Origin of the sequence: Desulfatibacillum alkenivorans DSM 16219 (genome assembly GCF_900142135.1) — a bacterium.
Lineage (GTDB): Bacteria > Desulfobacterota > Desulfobacteria > Desulfobacterales > Desulfatibacillaceae > Desulfatibacillum > Desulfatibacillum alkenivorans.
This window is the reverse complement of the sequence record NZ_FQZU01000032.1, coordinates 26,127-45,240: the sequence shown is the minus strand read 5'-3', so window position 1 is coordinate 45,240 and position 19,114 is coordinate 26,127. Positions and strand designations below refer to the sequence as shown.

Genomic DNA, 19,114 nt, shown 5'->3' with positions numbered 1-19,114 from the left:
TAGAATACAAGGGCTATTTCACATATTTTTGAACGACGTCTTCGAACTCGGCTGTTTGCTGAATTTCATAAATGGCTTTCCATATTTCCTGTGCAAGCTCCGGGCGTCCCCGGACGAATTGATGGGAAAGCATAAGATAATAAGGCTTTTCCCAAACGGGTTTGGATTCCTTAACTATGTCTGCATACTTGGATGCGTTTCGCTTCAAATAGGCGTCGAAAACCGTTTCCAGGCATATAAAGCCTTCCACTCGTCCTAACAGTAATAAATCCGGGGAATTGCGATGAACAGGAAGTTCTTTGACATCCAAGCCCATTTTGCGGATGTCGCTCACTATCGCCCAGCCGGAAGGAACGGCAATCAAGCCGCTGGCATCATGAATCTCTTTGCCGTCCCAATAAATCGGCGATCCCTTCATCTTATACAAGTAGTAGGCGTTCTTACGGGACCTGCGGGACACATCCACCGCCTCGCCTCTCATGGGATACACCCCGATTTTCCTGCGCTCCGGTTTGTAACTGGCGGGAAAAATCCCGTCCACTTGATTGGATTCCAACTGTTCCAGGCACTGCTTCCAGGGCATGCGTTTCAGTTGGAGCTCAAAGTTCAGTTTTTTCGCGGTCATTTGATACAGTTCGATTTCAATGCCCGGATTTTTTTCCTGAAAGCTGCTCCCCTCCCCAACAATATAGTCTCCGCCCGGCGTATTGTCCGTAACCCATGTAAGAACCAAAGGCCCGGCCCAGGCGGTGGAAAAGGCCCATAGAACGGCCAGCCACGTCAATAGGTTGACAAAAACAGTCCTGATTTTCATGACAGCCGCCTCTCAAATATTTTGCATTTAATTTAATTACAATTAGTTACACAGAATGCAGCTTTCCATCATTTTTCGTCGCCCCTGCATTCTTTCACAGAGTTTTGATGCAGAACCCATGCCAAAACCAGGGCGTCAAAATCGCCAAGCATCAGGCTTTCCAAGGCGGCGTCATTTTATGGAACAAAGGGGTTGAGTCGATTTTTTCAAAAAGGTGCTTTAGGGGGATGGGAACATTTAAGGCGAGCGCTCAGCGGCCAAGCGGCGGCCGGTTAACCATCCGGGGTCTCCCGCACCTTTTCGGCCGGCCCGCCGACGCTGAACGGCTTGGGAAGATAAAAACGCCTTCGTCCAGTATGCCGTGATGGACGATTAGGTCGCCAATGCAGCCGGAAATGCTCAAGACTTTTACCTTGGGGGGATTGCATCGATTCCGCCAAAAAGCTCCTTGCCGTTCATTTTCGGCATAATCACGTCCGTAAAAAGCAGGTCGATGGGCGTTCTATCCTCTTCAAGAATTTCCAAAGCATGGCTGCCGCTTTCGGCGGAAATAGTTGTATAGCCCAAGCGTCTGTTGAAATCCCATGCAGTAACGTGATTCATGGAAGCTCATTGTTCAAGGAAGCAGCATGCGCGCCCTGCACCTCCTTAGGGATTGCAAAGCCCGCAGGGGCGGTATCCGGCCTGAATAGCCGCGTTCCGGTTTGGAAAGGATATCGTGCAATTCCTGCAATCATGGTATTTGCATCCCGGAGCGTGGAACACGCCGGACTTCACGTTGCCCGAATAGGTCCCGGCTGGCGCCGTTTTGGAGGCGACCAGTTTTTTGCCGCCGCGGCGGTAGTCCCAGGGCGCCATGGGCTGGGGATCGGCCCACAATCCCATGCGCCCGGCCTTGGCCGAAGCCTGAAAGCTCCGCCAATCCGGGCAGAAATCCTGCTTGCAATATTGGTTGTACACCCAGGCGAAGCCCGCCTTGACGATTTCCTCGTTCAGGCATTGGCCGTCAAGCGTGTAGACCATGCCTACGATCCGGCCGTATCGATCCGTATCCAGGGGCTCCACCCGAACGATTTTTCCCGCGACCAGGGATTGAGTGAACTCCCTGGCCTTCGCTCCGAAAGCCTGCTTTTTTTCCGGGGCGTCCACCCCGTAAATCCTGATCTTGACCATTCTCCCGTGGTCGAGAACCTTGATGGTGTCTCCGTCCGAGACGCCCACCACCTTTCCCTCAAATCCCCACGCAACGCTGGCTGACAAACAAAAAACAACCCACGCCCAAACCAGTACAGCCGAACATCTTTTTTGGAACATCTAATGCAACTCCCGCAGAGAAAGAACAATCAGCGACTTCATTCAACATGAATGGGAACTGAAATCAGAAAATACCCGATCTAATGAGGTTGCAGGCAGGAGCAACAACTTGACGCTGCAGGAAAGGGCTTGCCTGGAGGCTTGCGATACATCCCGGGTTGATCAAGAAAACTTTTTCAACTGCTTTTTCCGCTCATCAAAATCGTGCGTTTCAAACAAGGTGCGGTAATGCTTATATCAGGATTCGGGCGTTTTGTTCAAAACCTTTTCCAAAGGATTGTCAGCCGGTGTTGGAGGTTTGCCCTTCCCCCGAAATGGAGGAAGGACAAAGTCAGGAGATGGGAGTTATTTCCGCTCCCGAAACTTCTTGCCTTCAAAGGTGCGGACCGGATTGCCCCGCTCCAATTGGTTATGGTTAGTCCATCTGGCGGTTTCATCCTGCTTTTCCGCCTGGGTTTGCTGTTCGGACAAACGCTGCTCCAGCATTTTTTCCGCTTCCCTGCGGTTTCTTGCCTGGCTGCGGCGATTGCCCGCCATGGCGGAAATCCCCGTGGGCTCATGAACCATGCGCACGGCGCTGGAAGTCTTGTTCACGTGCTGGCCGCCAGGGCCTTTGGCGCGCATGACGTCCACCCGCACGTCCTCCATGCTGATATCACGGCCGGGCGGAGCATCGCCGGCGGTCACCCCCACGTACCAGTTTTTCCGCTTATGCTGGGGCCTGTAAGGGCTTTGCCCGATCCACAGGACGGTTCCCTCCCAGGATTTTAAAAAATCCCGAGCCTTTTCCTTATCCAGAATCAGCAGGCAGGAACGGATATCGCCGAGGTTGTCGCCGGGGATGCTTTCCCGAATTTCCACGGGGATCCTGCGTTCCCCCGCCTCCTTGACCAGCCGGTCCCTGACCCTTGCCGCAGCCCACTGGCATTCCGCCGGGCCGCGGCCGGATGTAATGGTTAGGTATTTCTTCAAAAAATAATCTTCCTTAAAAAGCCCGGGGCTTAGCGCCCCTGCCTGTTTTTGGTTCTCGTCTTGTAGGTTATGAGGGGCCGCAGCCGGGCGACCGGCCTGGCCATGTCGTGCTTTTCAAGCTCCTGCATCACTTTTTCGATGTCCTTGTACGCCTGAGGCGCCTCATCCCACAGCAGGGCGGAGTCATGGCAAATCACCCGGCCTCCCAGTTTGGTGTGGGTCATGTCGCTTTTCCCGTATTTGGAGGACAGCCGGGCCTTGCAATGGCCCCGGGGCCATTTGCGGCCCGCCCCATGAGGCAGGGAAAACGCGTTTTCCCTTTGATCCCCCAAGGGCTCGACCAAATAGCTGAAAGCGTCCCGCGATCCCGGAATGACAAAAGGCCCTTGTGTTGCATCAGCCGCGCCTTTCCGGTGCAGGAAAAACTCCTTACTACTCAGGTCAACCTTTTCCACCGAGTTGTGGCAAACGTCCGCAACAAGGCTTTCCTTGGCGCTCAGGCAGGATAAAAAACGCCGCGCAACCAAAGCCCGGTTGGCCCTGCCCCAGTCCAGCGCCCTGGCGTGCTTCTCCATAAACTCCCTGGCTTGCCCGGAGTCTCCCGGAAGGCCTTGGGCGCCGCCTTCGTTGGCGTATTCCCAGAACAAGGCGCTGCCCAAGCCCCGCGATCCCGTGTGGACCAGCAAAACCACGTCCCGCTTTTTCAAGCCCAGGTCCTTCACCCTGTCCGCGTCAAAAACCTGGTCGATCTGCTGCAACTCGGCGAAATGATTGCCGCCGCCGATGGTTCCCAAGCCGGGATCAGGCTCCGAGGCTTCCACGCCGAATTCGGCCAGCCACTCCACCGTATCTCCATCCCAGGGATCGTCCAGGCCGTTCAGTTTTTTACTCCAGCGGTCCAGGTTGATCTTGCCGGGCTTGAGGCTGGTTCTCCACAGGCCCACGCCGCAGCCGGCGTCCGTGCCCGGAATATGCGGATATACCATGTTTTCCATGAGATAAGCCGCGCCCACAGGCAAACCCATGCCGGGATGGATGTCAGCCAACCCGGCGGCGTGGACCACGCCCGGCAGACCGGCGCCGGACATAAGCTGAGCCAGGGCCTCGCCTTCCACCTGCTCCTTGCTGCTGACGCATAAAACCACCCTGGGCGATGCTTCGTTCAATATAATCATGCAGTATTCCTGTATATGTTGTTTTAGAATTCCGCAGGTGATCCATTCCGGGGGGACACGATACTTATCTCATTAATTTAAATGACTTATTACTCGTCTAAACCGAGATATGGTCATGTCCCCCGAAATTCCGCCAGTGGCGTCAAAGCCCCATGGCTTTGATCTGTTCGGAATCAGTTCTTCGCTCCCATGCTTTGCGTGGGAATGCATTCAGAACTATCTATTATACATGAAATTTTTGTAAAGGCCGGGCCGGCCGCATCCAAAAAACTTATGCGGCTGGACGGAGGCCTGCCATGGTCTTGGTAGAATTGTGTGCAATCATGGTCGCCTCCTTTGGTGAAGAAAAAGTTAAAGGTAAGCCTGAGACAATTCCAGGCAAGGAAGGCTCTCATAAACCGCACGGAATTCCCTGTCAAGCTGAAATTTGCAGGCCGTTGATCTGCTCCTGGGCCAAGAAAAAGGTTTTCTCCGGTCGTGTAAACCTGTAGAATACGGATCGCATCATGCCTGAAAGTCCTTCGAAAGACATCAATAAAACCATAAAACCGAAATGGAACTCCCTGTCAGGAAAGGACGCGAAATTCAGATGCCTTTAAAAATTCTTGCGGCGAACAGAGGCGAAATCGCCGTTCGCATTTTTCGCGCAGCAGGCGCATTGAAGATTCCAACGGTTGCGGTTTACTCCCAGGACGACGGCGCCTCCCTGCATATCCGCATGGCGGACGAGGCCATTGCATTAAACGGCAGAGGAGCGGCCGCCTATCTGAATAGGGACGCCATATTGAAAGCCGCCCAACAAACGGGGTGTGCGGCCATTCATCCGGGCTATGGGTTTTTAAGCGAAAACGCCGGCTTCGCCGCAAAATGCGCGGAAGCGGGCCTTGTGTTTGTCGGATCTTCCCCGGAAAACCTGCGCTTGTTTGGAGACAAAACCCAGGCCCGGCTTTTGGCCAAGGAATGCGGCGTTCCCCTGCTGCCCGGAACCATGGGCGCCACCTCCCTGGAAGAGGTCCGGTCCTTCATGAACGGCTTGGGAGAAGACGGGGCGGTGATGATCAAAGCGGTTTCCGGCGGAGGCGGACGGGGCATGCGTCCGGTTTACGATCCCGCCGGGTTGGAAGAGGCGTACTGGGTTTGCCGGTCCGAAGCCCAGGCGGCATTCGGAGCGGGCGATCTTTACGTGGAGCGTTTGATCCCCCGGGCCCGGCATATTGAAATCCAGGTCATGGGCGACGGGACCGGCGCGGTGACCCATTTATGGGAGCGGGAATGCAGCCTGCAACGGCGCAACCAGAAAGTGGTGGAATTCGCCCCCAGCCCGGCGTTGACCGAGGAGTTGCGAAGCCTGCTGCTGAAAGCGGCTCTGAAAATGGCGGAAACGGTCAGGTTGAAAAGCCTGGCCACCTTTGAGTTTTTGGTGGACGCGGACGCAGCGGCGCCGGAGAATGCCTTTTTCTTCATGGAAGTGAATCCCCGCTTGCAAGTGGAGCACACGGTTACGGAAGAAGTCACGGGTGTGGATCTGGTTCAGGCTCAAATCCAAATTGCGGCCGGTCAAAGCCTTGCGGACCTGGGTCTGGAGCAAAACGACGTTCCCAAGCCTTTGGGATACGCCTTGCAATGCCGGATCAATGCGGAAACCATTTTGGAAAACGGCGAGGTGCGGCCTTCCGGCGGACGCCTGGAGCATTTCAATCCCCCCACCGGCCCGGGCGTGCGGGTGGATGCCGCGGGTTATCCGGGGTATGAAATCAATCCCAATTTCGACTCTTTGCTGGCCAAGCTGACAGTCCACTCCCGGTCGCGAAATTTTGCCGACGCAATGGCCAAGGCGTATCGGGCCTTGTGCGAGTTCCATATTGACGGCGTCGCCTCCAACGTTCCCCTGCTGCAAAATCTGCTGATCCATCCTGACATGACGAGCAATCAAATCAGCACCCGGTTTATCGAGGATAATCTAAAAACCCTGACAGGTGCTGAAAACGCCGGGCACCCGCAGTTGTATTTTGAGGCGCCAAAGGAACACTCCTTCATGCCCGGCAGCGTGGTTCGCTTTAAGGAGGTTCAGGGGCCGGAAAACACGGAGCCTGTGGAAGCGCCCATGCAGGGGACGGTGGTGCAGTTTGAAGCCGCGGAAGGAGACATGGTCTGCGAGGGTCAGGCCGTAGCCATTTTGGAAGCCATGAAAATGCAGCATCTGATCAAGGCGCCGGTGAGCGGCCTTGTGCGCTGGATTTGTTCGGAGCCGGGCGAAACCCTGGCTGAATGCCAGCCGTTGATGTTTCTGGAGCCCATGGACGTGGACGCCGCAGGCCTGGAAAGCGAAGAGGACGCGGACCTGGACGCCGTGCGTCCGGATCTGGCCGAGGTTCTGGAGCGCCACAAGGCCCTCATGGACGAAGCCCGGCCCCAGGCGGTGGAGCGCCGACGGAAAACCGGACAGCGGACCGCCCGGGAAAACATCGATCATCTGACCGACCCGGGCAGCTTCATTGAATACGGCGCCTTGGCTCTGGCGGCCCAGCGCACGCGATTCACGCCGGATCAACTCATGGAACGCACCCCGGCCGACGGCATGATTACAGGCATTGGCGATATCAACGGCGATTTGTTCGGCCCGGATCAGGCCCGGTGCGCGGTGTTGGCCTACGACTTTACGGTTCTGGCCGGAACCCAGGGGCTTTTCAACCATAAAAAGACGGACCGCATGTTGAGCCTGGCCAGGGACTGGAAGCTGCCTCTGGTGCTATTCGCCGAAGGCGGCGGAGGACGGCCCGGCGACGTGGACGCCATGACCCTGACCGTAGCCGGTTTGGACCTGCACACCTTTACGGAGTTCGCCGGGCTGAGCGGCCTGGCGCCGGTGGTGGGCGTGGTTTCGGGCCGCTGCTTTGCGGGCAACGCGGCTCTTTTGGGCTGCTGCGACGTGATCATCGCCACGAAATACTCCAACATCGGCATGGGCGGCCCTGCCATGATCGAAGGCGGCGGCCTGGGCGTTTGCCATCCCGATGAAATCGGCCCCATCGAAATCCAATCCCCCAACGGAGTGGTGGACATCGTGGCGGAGGACGAATTTCACGCCGTGGAGGCGGCCAAGCAATATCTATCGTACTTCCAGGGCGCGGTGGAGGCGTGGGATTGCGCGGATCAGAGGCTTTTACGCAAATGCATCCCGGAAAACCGGCTTCGATCCTACGACATCCGCAAGGTGGTCCATACCCTGGCCGATGAAGGGTCGGTGCTGGAATTAAGGCCGGATTTCGGCGTGGGAATCCTCACCGCTCTGGTGCGCATCGAAGGCCAGCCCTTCGGCCTGACCGCAAACAATTCCATGCACCTGGGCGGCGCCATTGACGCGGACGCCGCCGACAAGGCCGCCAGATTCATGCAACTGTGCGACGCCTTTGACATTCCCATGATCGCCTTATCCGACACCCCCGGATTTATGGTGGGGCCGGAGGCGGAAAAAACCGCCCAGGTGCGCCACTTCTGCCGGATGTTCAACACGGGCGCCAGCGTGACCATCCCCATATTCTCGGTGGTGCTGCGCAAAGGCTACGGCCTGGGCGCCATGGCCATGGTGGGCGGGGGATATCACAGCCCGGTGTTTAACATAGCCTGGCCTACGGGCGAGTTCGGCGGCATGGGCCTGGAGGGCGCCGTGCGCCTGGGATTCAAAAAGGAACTGGACGCCGTAGACGATCCCAAGAAAAAGCAAGCCCTGTTCGAAACCATGGTCGCCGCCGCCTACGAGCACGGTAAGGCCACCAACATGGCTTCGTTCTTGGAAATCGACGGGGTGATCGATCCGGCGGAAACCAGGGCCTGGATCATGCGGGGCTTCAAATCCATGCCCAAGCCGGAAAAACGCCAGGGCAAAAAGCGGCCCAACATCGACGTCTGGTAGCGAACCATTGCTAACGGTTGACCAGATCTCGGATGAAAATGGTAGCCAGAACGGCCAGGGATTCAAAGTCTATGAGCTTTGTTGCGTTGGCGTCAAACAGGACGATGGCCCGGGCGGGAAACTCCTCGTCCCGGTCGTAAAACACGATTTGCACCAGTATGTGGGGAAGCGTTTCAAAAACCAGGCTGAGGCCGCCCATGCCAGCCTCCCCTTCCCTGCGGCCGCCCAGAAATTTTGCAGCGGCCATCAGTTCATCCGTTTTTCCGGTGAATCGCCGTGCAATGGGCAGTTCCAGGGACTTTAAGGGACGGCGACTTTAAGGGAGGTGTTTAAGAAATCAAGAAACTCTGTAGAATATTGATTTTATAAGATATTTGAGGCTTTTGGACTGGTTGGCAAGCCACCCGAAAGGGGCCTGAAACATATAATTCCGGTTTTCGCCCGCACGCAGGGAAGCGGTTTTTTCCGATTTCTGTACTGGGCAAGGTCTTTGACATTCGAATAAAAATACGGGGACAAATGCGGATGGAGAGGGCGCCGTCAGGGAGGACGGCGCCCTCTCCAACCGATAATGATTACCCCGTTGCCCGTCATCCTTAAGGGCGATCACAAGGATCACCCCTACGCGGGCGCAGCAAGCGGCGTCCAATACAGGCAGGAAAAAGGGCAGGCCAAAGGCGGGATTCCGGCCGATTAAGTCCGTCATCCTCGCGAACGCGGGGACCCAGAGTCATTGTCTTTTGTTCTTTGGATGCCCGCGGCAGCGTAGTGTGCTGCCGGGGTCCGTAAGGACTCTTTTTCATAAGGCAGGGGCCTGTTGTAAACCAAGGCAAAGGAATCAACCCTACCCGAACAAAGAATGCTTCGCACACTGGCAGGATACTGCTTCGCGCCTGTATTTGTTGGGTTTCGCAAGCTCCACCCAACCTACGAAATTAGCGTCGCCCGAGGAACGTCGGCGCTCGGAAGACCTCTTAATGGGGCGCACTGCCTTATCGGTTTTTGACGGGCATTTCTTTCCAGGCCTGGTAGGATCTTGTTCAGAGGGTGGGCTCGCCATCCGGGGGACCTGCCGCAGCCCTTGCCGTCAGCCAAAACGCTCCCGTCTTCCGCGTCTCCCAAGATTTAAAGGTTTTTGCGGAGCTTTTTACAAAAAGCGACCCGCCGGAGGCATTTTTTTTTGGTCGCATGCGCTCCGGTCCTTAAACCCTCCGCTCCAGATGTTTGGTCATAAAGTGGCTTATGTCCTGAAAGTACCTTCCGTTAATGAGCTTCATGAACGAGGCGGCGGCCATGCCCCCCACAATGGGCAGCATGGTGGACAAATTGGTTGTGACGCTCGGCATGCCCAGTTTATGGGCCATACCCAGGTTCAGGTCGCTGGCCGTGGTGAAGCATTTGTCGAAATGCTTTATCTTGCGGGCGTTGACGACGCTCGCTTTGGCGCAGGACCCGATCAGAAAGACGTCCGCGCCTTTGGCGTCGATGGTTTCGTCGATCCGGCCCACCACCATGACCACGGGGTTGGCCTTGGCGAAAGCCTCGGCGCCCGCGAATTTTTCCATGGAGCCCAAAAACATCTTCACGCCCATAACGCAGCCCGTCTGGCATTTTTTGGGCGGCTGATGGCGGTAGGGGCCGAAATAGAAGCGTAGGGGCGACTTCAGCCGGTCCAGCTCCTTGTTCACGTCCTGCCAACGGTGAAATTCATCGTCATAGGGATGAATCCGCTCTGCGTGCTTGTCCAGAGCCTCGATTGTGGTTATATCCCCCACAAGGTCCACGTCCCCGATGGCGCCGGGCGTGTAGCCCCTTTCGATGGCCAGCTTGAGGTAAGGCACGTTTTCCGGGCCGCAGCCCAGCAGGCGGGAGCCGATGAGGTCCACGGCCAGGGGGTTGTCGCCCATGAGGATGAGGCCCAGCTTTCTTGGGGAGGGAAAGGCCTCGTTGCCCACGCCCACGTCAATGGCGTCCATGGCGATGAAGTCCGGGTAGCCGGGGGTGAGCAAATCCACAATCTTTTCGTTCAACAAAAAATCGTGGCGGATGGCCCGTTCGTCGTCCGAGCAAATTCCGATGTTCAGTTTGACGGCGCCGGTCATGTTGCTGACGCAATGGCCTTTGAGCTTGGGCAGATAAACCTTGGAGTCCGCCCTGGCCATTTTTCGGGAAATGCGCAGGTTGTCGTGCACGTTTCCGCCCACAAACACGGAGTCCCGCAACACTTCGTCCATGCAGAAGATTCCCACGGGCGTGGGCGCATGGGACCGCACGTTTTTCACTTCCTCATAATATCCCGCATGCTTGTAATTCAGCCGGGTGGGCATGCCCACGGCGCAGTTTTCCCCCATGTCCACCCGGTCAACTTTCGGGGCGGCGGCCAGGGTGGAAAGGCAGGCCCCCACAAAGGGCGGCGCCGTAAATGCATTGCCTCCAAAAATCTCGGAACGAAACGCGAACACCACATTGGGTTTGACGAAAACCTTGCCGCTGGGCCTGTACTGAAGCATCTCCATGCCCTGCTTGAGTATCGCGCCGATAGCTTCACGGTCGTATTCCTCGCAGCGCCTGACAATAACGGTATTGCTCATGCAAAGGGCCTCCTGAAAATTATGCCAAGCCATTAGGGGCGCAGCCAGACTCCCGGAGCGGCGCGGCGATAGGCGAATTGTAAACATTTGGACGAGTTTCTGAAGATAAGGAAAAACGGTGCGGCCCCTCCCTCCGTGTCAACGAGGCCTGTTTTCCATAGGCGCAGAATACCTTTCATGGAGGCCGGATGCAAGCGGCAAAATGGGCAATTATTGTGTATTTCAGAGAACCTGTTGTTTTTCAAAAGGAATATTTTGATCGGCCGGTGTAAATTTGCAATTTTGGCAAGGGTGTGTTAATTGGAGCCCTGAATAGACCCTTGCCGCCATTAGCCTGAAAAAGCAAGAAGGCCGCCAAGCCTCATGTTTTCGGGCCTCATATATTGCCGTTTATCTTGCGTTTTGCCGCTCAGTTATCTTTGGCCTTTAAAACAATGCAGAGGGATCGTACATTGTTTGGATTGAAAGCTGGTATATGAAATTTAAAATCGCCCTGTTTTATTTGATTGCCGTCCTCTTTTTTTCCTGGGGCTTTTTAGTTGCCCGGTATCAGTTTTTCCCTTGGAATTTAATAGGTAAGAAGATTATAAAAATAGAAAAATTCATTGAAAGCGACCCTTTCGACGACACGCCCATGACGGAAAGAATCATTGCGGAGTTTGTGGAGCGAACCTCCCAGTTCGAAGCGGAGTTCTGCGCCGATTTTCCTGAGGGGGCTGCTCTGAGCCCCGATTTTTTCGATCCCGGCCAAACAGGCCTCCCCTTATTTTCCACAAAAAAGACGGAAGGCTATTATCTGATTTATGGGGTTTTCGACCCTGCTGAAGGCAAGCTCGGCCCATACGCAATTCTTATTGACGTTAACGGCAATGTGAAACGCTCTTTAAGCGTTCCTTTCCTGGACGACAGCAAAGGGGTCAGAAGGCTGCTGATTACCAAAAACGGGAACCTGCTCACAAACTGTTCGGAAGCTCTTAGGTGCTACTCCTGGCAAGGCGATTTAAAATGGGAGCTCCCCATAAGTAATTTTCATCATGAAATGGAGGAGTATGACGGCAAAATTTATCTCTGGAGAGGGGATGCCGTGGTCTCCGTGGACCTGGAGGATCAATCAATAGCCACCCTCCTTACCATGGGCGAGTTGGTTGTGAGCAATCCGGACGTGGCGTCGTTGCGAATCCCGCTGAACGAAAAGTTCCAGTACATGGAAAAACATAAAAAAACCATTGCCTTTGACGGAAAGGACCCGGATCTGGCCAAGAAAAAGGTCGCTTTTCGCTATGAAGACCCATACCACCAAAATCACGCCGCCGTTAACGGGGACGTCTGTCCTCTCTTTCCAAAGGATGCTCTGCTGATTAGCATGCGGCATATCGACACGGTTTTTGTGGTGGACCAGAACACGGCGAAAGTCTTGTGGGAGGCGCATTTTGATCGTCAGCATAGCCCCCGTTGGGAGGCTGATGGGATTACCGTCTATAATAATCGCCCCCATTTTCAATACTCCACCATCGAGTATTTAAGTTTTGACAAGAAGCAAAGGAAAATTTTGGTGGACGGCAAGGATTACGCCTTCGACCGCTACGCCACGGGAAATCACGCGATTCTTGATGACGGGTCGATCCTTTTTGTAGCCAACGAACCGGAATTCTACCACCTGAGCAAGGAAGGAGAGGTCATTTCCCGGTTCGTCAACCGGCATAACTCGAAATTGCTGCATGTGGCCAATGTTTTTTATATTGACGAAGCGACTTACCAACGCTTGGAATCCGGGGGGCCCCTGGTGGAATAATCCCCCTGCCGGCCTGGATACACAGCGGGTTGGCATGGCAAGCGTCTTGGGGGGAAGACGGCCTTTGGAAAGTGCGCGCAAGGCCGGTTCACAAGCCCGAAAAACCCGGCCGGGCGTTTGCTTTTTCAGGCGCCCTGTGGTAACCCGTTCAGTGTTCGAATCGCTCCTAAACAGGCATCCCCGCGCCTTCCGGGGCCCAAACAGGCGGCAAAGGCAATTGGTTTGAACATAAAGGCCCGGACCGGCGGCATTATACCCTCAATGATGTGAAAGGACCTATCCGCTGTTTTCAGATGGTTTTCCAAGCATGAAATCAAAAATCGCATTGTGGTATTTAATCGTCGTCTTTCTGTTTTCCTGGGGCTTCCTGTCCGCCAGATACCACATTTTTCCCTGGAGCCTGATAGACGGCTTCCTTATTACGGTGGAGAACTTCGTCAAAGGCGACCCCTTTGACGACACGCCGCTGGCGCGCAGGGTTGTGGCTGAATTCAAGGAAGACACCGCCCAGTTCGAGGCGGACAACCACCCGGGCTTTGCAAACGGAAAGCCCTTGTCCCCGGATTTCTTCGATCCGGAGCAAAAAGGATTGCCGCTTTTTTTTACCGAAAAAACAAGCGGATACTATATGGTGTACGGGATTTTTAAAGCAGCCTCGAACGGCCTGGCGCCTTACGCCATTCTTATTGACCACAAGGGCGATGTGGTCCGGTCCTGGCATTTGCCCTTTTTAGGCCAGAGCAAGGAGTCCAGGCGCATATTCATATCCCGGGAAGGAGACCTGATCACCAATAACTCGGACGCGCTTCGATGCTATTCATGGTGCGGGGATCTTAAATGGGAGATTCCGCCCAGCGGTTTTCACCATGAGATGGACGAATGGGGAGACAAGCTCTATCTTTGGAGATGGGACACCGTGGTGTCTGTGGATAAGAAGGATCAATCCGTGACCACGATCCTCAGGATGATCGATCTGGTCATGAACAATCCTGACGTGGTGGAACTCCGTATGCCCCTTACGGACGAATTCCGGTATTTTGAGGAAGCCCGGGAGACGTCGGCCGTTGACGACAAAGACCCGAATCTCGCCCAAAAGACGGGATATTTCCGGGGGAGAGACCCGTACCATCCCAACACGGTTTCCGTTAACAAAGGGGTGTGCCCGCTGTTTCCTCCGGACGCCCTGTTGCTGAGCTTCAGGCATATTGATACGGTCATGGTCGTGGATCCCAAAACAGCCAGGGTTTTGTGGATCGACCATTTCAATCGCCAGCATTATCCCCTCTGGAGGCCGGACGGCATAACCGTTTACAATAACCGGACCAACTTCCGGCACAGCACCATCGAATATGTCAATTTCGACAAGGAACGCACCATCCTGGCGGATGGAAAAGACTTCCGCTGGCACAGAACCTGGACCGGCAATTACAGCTTTCTGGATGACGGATCCTTGCTGTTTTTGGCCAACCACTCGGAGTTCTATCACCTGGACGAAAGCGGAGGTGTTTTGTCGCGGTTTGTGAATCGTTTCAACGCCCTTGATTTAACCATAGTAAACGCCTATTTTGTGGATGAAGAGAGTTACAAGCGCTTTGAATCCGCATGCACCAAAAGCCGGTAATAAGGCAAGGAGCTATTATGAGGAAACTTCCACTCTTTTTTTTGGTTTTGTTCTTTCTGCTGGCGTCGACCAATGCCTACGCCTACGTAGGGCCGGGCCTGGGGTTGGGCGCCATTGGCACCATTTTGGGCGTATTAGCCTCTATTTTGCTGGCTTTGTTTGCTGTGCTTTGGTATCCCATCAAAAGACTGGTTAGAAAAATCAAAAGGAAAAAGGAAGAACAGTGATTCCCTACCTCGCCGTAAGCCTGTGTATTGCAATTTGCATAGAAATCGCCCTGATTGTGCACATAGAAAAAACGGCGGGGCGAGTGCAGGAATGCATGACGGTTTCGTTGGGGACCGTAAACCGAAAAGGGGTTTCGGACCATTGGAAGGAAAAACTCCTGCTTTATTATGCCGGCAGAATGTTCGCCGCCTCCCTCAAGCTGGGAGGATTGATTTTTCTGATCTTCACCCCCGCTCTTTTATTGTACTATCTGGGCGGCCGCCTTGATCCGGCGATCCCTCCCTTTTTCATCAGCCCCAAGGGCCTGATATTCTCCACGGTTCTTTCCGTCGCATATCTGCCTATACGCCTTGCATTCAGATCCTCAGGCAAGGAAAATCAGGACTATTCCGCCTCGTCCAGGCTGCTGCATCACCTTGCTTTGGGGCCCCGGATCATACGCGAAGCTTCGTTCGACGTGGAGCAGGCCTCCGTAAAATGCAAGCCGGACGATCAGAGGGGGCACGTATTCGTCTCGGGCCTGGCCAGGGCCGGCACCACCCTGCTCATGCGGCTTTTGTACGAAAGCGGGGATTTTTGCTCCCTCACCTATCGGGACATGCCCTTTGTTCTGGCGCCTAACTTGTGGAAGAAGCTGAGCGCCGGCTCCAGAAAAGACATGGAAAAAAAGGAGCGCGCCCACAAAGACGGCGTTCTGGTGGATTTTGACAGCCCGGAAGCCCTGGAGGAAGTCTTTTGGAAAACCTTTTGCGCTGAAAAATACCTCCATTCCGACCACCTTTCCCCCATGCAGGCGGATAAGGAAACCGTGGAAAAATTCCGGGCTTACATCGCCTCCATTCTTTGCGCCCATGAAAACGCCGAAGGCAGGTACCTATCCAAAAATAATAATAATATCCTGCGGCTGGACGCCGTTCGGGAGTCCTTTCCCAACGCGGTCATCCTCATTCCATTTCGCCATCCTTTAACGCACGCAGCCTCTTTGATGAACCAGCATCGCCTGTTCCTCAAAAGCCAGAAGCAGGACGCTTTCGCCCTGAAGTACATGATCTGGCTGGCCCACCATGAGTTCGGCGGCGGTCATCGCCCGTTCCGGTTTTCTGAAGAGGCGCAAGCCAAAGGCGCCCCCCTTGCCCTGGACTATTGGCTGCGGTTGTGGATAGACGCCTATGGGTTTCTTTATCCTAAAAGCAACGATGTGAATGCGCGCCTGGTCTGCTACGAAGACCTGTGTAAAAACCCCGCGACCGCCTTGGAAAATTTGGGAAAAATGGCGAAAATTACGCAGCCCATGGGGAGGCAGAACCCCATCCGCAGCGGAGTCCGGAAGGTTCTCGACCCATACGACCCGGTCCTGCTGGCCAACGCGGAATCCCTCTATCTGCAACTGCGTGAAAAGGGAAGCTGGTTGACGCAAGCGCTTTAGGCGAATTCAAAACGCTTATGCTTTTGGGAAAAACGGCTTTACTTCCCTATACGCATTCCAAAGGCTTCCAATTTTGATGCAGCAAATACGTATCACGGCCCCTGAAATCACAACAAATTTCTTTGACCCCCAGTTTTGAATCCGCTATTATTGAATATTTGGGTCCATTTTCGAAAAAAGGGAGATGTCTTTTTGCGGAAAGACGACCCTGCTTCCTCTTTCCCATTATAGACTGCGCCGAAGTGCGGCGTTTTGACAGGAGTCTGCAAACAGCATGTCCCGCAAACCCACATATGAAGAGTTGGAGGCCCGCATCAGGGAATTGGAGCGGGCCTTTGCAGATTCCCGCAGGGAAAACGAGGAAAAATACCGCCTGATTTTTCAAAACGCGCCCCTGGGCTTTCTGCATTTTAACCAGGAAGGCGTCATCACTGCCTGTAACGACATGTTCGTTCAAATCATCGGCTCCAGTAAAAAGGCTTTAATCGGCCTTAATATGCTGCACTTGCGGGACGAAAAATTCGTCCACGCCGTCAGAGAGGCGTTAAACAACCGGCAAGGGTATTATAAAGGGGATTACCGGTCCGTGACCGCCGAAAAAGTGACTCCCATCCGGGTTCACTTTTCGCCCTATCGATTCCGGGATAATGATGTGTGCGGCGGCGTGGGAATTGTGGAGGATATTACCGAAAGAAAAAAGGCCGAACAAATCCTCTTGGAAAGCGAGGAGAGGTATCGGCTTCTCGTGGAGGATTCCAACGACATCGTCTGGACCTTTGACATTGCAGATATGGTTTTCACCTATTGCTCCAGATCCGTGACGCGAATCCTGGGCTACAATCAGGAGGAAGCCATGGGAAGCAAATTAGACCTCCTTTTCGCGCCTGAAGAACGGGAAGAAGTCCTCTCGGTTTTCAGAAAACTGATCCGGGATGAAAACAGCCCGGACAGGGTAATGCTGGAAGCTCCCCATCGCAGCAGGAACGGTCAAGCCATATGGATGGAAATCAACGCGGTCATGCGGCGGAATGAAAACGGAGAGCCCGTCTCGTTTTCCGGCGTAAGCCGGGATATTACGGCGCGCAAGAATGCGGAGGCCGCCCTGCAGGAGAGCGAGGAAAAATACAGGAGCCTGTTTGAAAACGCTCCTGCGGGCATTTTCCGCACGGATTCCAAGGGAGGGGTGGCATTGTGCAATACCGCCATGGCCCGCATCCTGGGATTTGACGCCGTGGAAGGCGCTTTGGCCTATTACTCCAACCTGGGCGAACAGCTTTATGCAGATCCCGAGAGGCGCCGGGAATTTATCCGACTGCTGCAGAAAAACGGCTCTGTAAAGAATTTTGAGTACGAAGCCAAGCTGCCCGGCGGCGAAAAAAAATGGCTGAATATGGACGCCCGGATTACGGCTTCCCGCAAGGGCGGCGCCTTCCTTATTGAAGGCTTTGCAACGGACATCACCGAACGCAAGCAGGCTGAACAGGCCCTGCAAAAAAGCGAAGCCCGGTTCAGGGAGCTTTCGGAAATGCTGCCGGAAACCGTTTTTGAAACCAACGGGGAAATCAGGCTGACCTTTGTCAACCGTCAAGCCTACAAAATGTTCGGCTACACCGAGGAGGATTTCAAAAACGGATTGAACGGCCTGGATATGATCAGCCCGGAAGACAGGCCCAAAGCCGTGGAAAACATCCTGGCCAAATTCGCTGGAAAAAGCGTAGGCGTCAACGAGTATACGGCCATACGCAAAGACGGCTCCACCTTTCCCGTTCTATTCCATACCAGCCCCATTTTCGCCAACGATCAGCCCGCCGGCCTTCGGGGCGTCATCGTGGATATGACCGAAAGAAGGCGGATTGAAAGGCAGCTTCAAAAGACGCAGAAAATAGAATCCATTGGAACTCTGGCCGGCGGCATAGCCCACGATTTCAACAATCTTCTGTTTCCCATTCTAGGCATGTCTGAACTTTTATTGGAGGACTTGCCCAAAGACGGTTCGGAATGGCAATGCGTGCGCGAAATCTTTAAGGCCTCGAAACGGGGCAGCGAACTGGTCAAACAAATCCTGGCTTTCAGCAGAAAGGCGGAGCCCAAAAAACAGCCTTCGCTGCTGCAACAGGTTTTGAAGGAAGCCGTGAATCTTAGCCGGTCAACTATTCCCGCCGATATTGAAATCACAAGCGATATATTGCCCGACTGCGGCGTGGTTATGGCCGATCCCACCCAGATGCATCAGGTGGTCATGAACCTCATTACAAACGCGTACCATGCAGTGCAGGACCAGGGCGGCTCCATTTTTGTCAGCCTCAGGGAATGCCGATTGGAAAAAGAGGATCTTACCGATCATAACCTGCCCCCCGGCCGCTTTGCCTTAATAAGCATTGCAGATAACGGCGTCGGCGTGGATCCGGCTATAATGGATAGAATATTTGAGCCCTATTTCACCACAAAAGGAACCGGAAAAGGCACCGGCCTGGGGCTCGCCGTGGTTCATGGCATTATTAAGGACCACCGGGGAGAGATAAAAATCAAAAGCAAACCCGGCAAAGGGACCGTGGTCGATATTTTTCTTCCTTTAATGAAAAAGTCGGAGGAACAGGCCCTGGCTGCTCCCGGCGAGCGCATACCTTCCGGCAACGAGAGGATTATGCTGGTCGATGACGAAGAGCCTGTGGTCAACACCGTGGGAAAAATGTTGAATCGCCTGGGCTATGAAGTATGCTGCTTTACGAACAGCCTGGATGCTTTGGACCATTTTCGCCATAATTCCTCGGAAATCGATCTGGTCATGACGGACATGACCATGCCGCATATGACCGGAGACTTGCTTATAAAGGAGATTTCGGCCATACGCCCTGACATACCTGCGGTCATCTGCACGGGCTTCAACGAGAAAATCGACGAAAAAGTGGCAAAAGCCATTGGAATTGAAGGATATCTGCTAAAGCCGGTTTTACGAAAGGACTTGGCGGAGATGCTCCGCAGCATTTTGGATCAGGAAAAATAATCAAGCCGGAACGTAAAATTTTTTCATTGAAAATGTTTATTCAAGAGCTGAAAAATTCATATTTTTTTCAATAATCCACGGCCTTCTTTCCGTAATCTGAGTCCATAGAATCACTATTTTTTCCTCCCGAAGTTTCGTCCGCTGACATATCAAACCAAAACCTGGTAGAGTTGTATTTGTTGGCATTCTGATGTACACATTCCTCTCGCACCCTCTACTATGCTTTCGACATTTTCCTACAATTTTTTGTTTTAAGGCGACTGA

General features: G+C 54.1%; 14 protein-coding genes. 7 read left to right on the top strand and 7 right to left on the bottom strand.

What is annotated here, in order from left to right; all coding sequences use genetic code 11:
• Window positions 1-13: 13 nt before the first annotated feature.
• The 5 genes from BUE18_RS20435 to BUE18_RS20415 all read right to left on the bottom strand — a co-directional run bounded on the left by BUE18_RS20435 (window position 14) and on the right by BUE18_RS20415 (window position 4,275).
• Window positions 14-814, bottom strand: coding sequence for a substrate-binding periplasmic protein (locus tag BUE18_RS20435; RefSeq protein WP_073478034.1), 801 nt, complete (start codon window positions 812-814; stop codon window positions 14-16).
• A 408-nt stretch (window positions 815-1,222) separates the two neighbouring features.
• Window positions 1,223-1,417, bottom strand: a complete 195-nt coding sequence (locus BUE18_RS20430) for a response regulator (protein ID WP_073478033.1) — start codon at window positions 1,415-1,417, stop codon at window positions 1,223-1,225.
• A gap of 45 nt (window positions 1,418-1,462) precedes the next feature.
• Complete coding sequence (locus BUE18_RS20425; protein WP_073478032.1) at window positions 1,463-2,128, bottom strand: thermonuclease family protein; 666 nt, start codon at window positions 2,126-2,128, stop codon at window positions 1,463-1,465.
• 345 nt (window positions 2,129-2,473) lie between these two features.
• The gene (prfH, locus tag BUE18_RS20420) at window positions 2,474-3,100 is read right to left on the bottom strand and encodes a peptide chain release factor H (protein WP_073478031.1); all 627 of its coding nucleotides are present in this window, start codon (window positions 3,098-3,100) and stop codon (window positions 2,474-2,476) included.
• Window positions 3,101-3,129: 29 nt separating this feature from the next.
• On the bottom strand, window positions 3,130-4,275 hold the full coding sequence (locus tag BUE18_RS20415; protein ID WP_073478030.1) for an RNA ligase RtcB family protein: 1,146 nt from the start codon (window positions 4,273-4,275) through the stop codon (window positions 3,130-3,132).
• A gap of 296 nt (window positions 4,276-4,571) precedes the next feature.
• On the opposite strand from BUE18_RS20415, the gene BUE18_RS20410 reads away from it, so the two are divergent.
• Together BUE18_RS20410 and BUE18_RS20405 are read left to right on the top strand one after the other, a co-directional pair.
• On the top strand, window positions 4,572-4,766 hold the full coding sequence (locus BUE18_RS20410; protein WP_073478029.1) for a hypothetical protein: 195 nt from the start codon (window positions 4,572-4,574) through the stop codon (window positions 4,764-4,766).
• Window positions 4,767-4,864: 98 nt separating this feature from the next.
• Window positions 4,865-8,188 carry a carboxyl transferase domain-containing protein gene (locus tag BUE18_RS20405; RefSeq protein WP_073478028.1) on the top strand — a complete coding sequence of 1,108 codons (3,324 nt, stop codon included), beginning with the start codon at window positions 4,865-4,867 and terminating at the stop codon, window positions 8,186-8,188.
• 10 nt (window positions 8,189-8,198) lie between these two features.
• On the opposite strand, the gene BUE18_RS20400 is transcribed toward BUE18_RS20405, so the two are convergent.
• Both BUE18_RS20400 and BUE18_RS20395 read right to left on the bottom strand, forming a co-directional pair.
• On the bottom strand, window positions 8,199-8,477 hold the full coding sequence (locus tag BUE18_RS20400) for a DUF3786 domain-containing protein (protein WP_280173717.1): 279 nt from the start codon (window positions 8,475-8,477) through the stop codon (window positions 8,199-8,201).
• 913 nt (window positions 8,478-9,390) lie between these two features.
• The gene (locus tag BUE18_RS20395; RefSeq protein WP_073478026.1) at window positions 9,391-10,779 is read right to left on the bottom strand and encodes a DUF362 domain-containing protein; all 1,389 of its coding nucleotides are present in this window, start codon (window positions 10,777-10,779) and stop codon (window positions 9,391-9,393) included.
• A gap of 475 nt (window positions 10,780-11,254) precedes the next feature.
• Between BUE18_RS20395 and BUE18_RS20390 the strand changes: the two genes are divergently transcribed.
• From BUE18_RS20390 to BUE18_RS20370, 5 genes are all read left to right on the top strand, one after another.
• Entirely contained in the window at window positions 11,255-12,571 is a 1,317-nt protein-coding gene (locus BUE18_RS20390; protein ID WP_073478025.1) for an aryl-sulfate sulfotransferase, read from the top strand.
• A 307-nt stretch (window positions 12,572-12,878) separates the two neighbouring features.
• Window positions 12,879-14,192 (top strand): aryl-sulfate sulfotransferase, encoded by a 1,314-nt coding sequence (locus BUE18_RS20385; protein WP_073478024.1) that lies wholly within the window; start codon window positions 12,879-12,881, stop codon window positions 14,190-14,192.
• Window positions 14,193-14,209: 17 nt separating this feature from the next.
• On the top strand, window positions 14,210-14,419 hold the full coding sequence (locus tag BUE18_RS20380; RefSeq protein ID WP_073478023.1) for a hypothetical protein: 210 nt from the start codon (window positions 14,210-14,212) through the stop codon (window positions 14,417-14,419).
• Complete coding sequence (locus BUE18_RS20375) at window positions 14,416-15,846, top strand: sulfotransferase (RefSeq protein WP_073478022.1); 1,431 nt, start codon at window positions 14,416-14,418, stop codon at window positions 15,844-15,846. Before BUE18_RS20380 ends, BUE18_RS20375 begins: the two co-directional genes overlap by 4 nt.
• A gap of 274 nt (window positions 15,847-16,120) precedes the next feature.
• On the top strand, window positions 16,121-18,850 hold the full coding sequence (locus tag BUE18_RS20370; RefSeq protein WP_073478021.1) for a hybrid sensor histidine kinase/response regulator: 2,730 nt from the start codon (window positions 16,121-16,123) through the stop codon (window positions 18,848-18,850).
• Window positions 18,851-19,114: the final 264 nt, after the last annotated feature.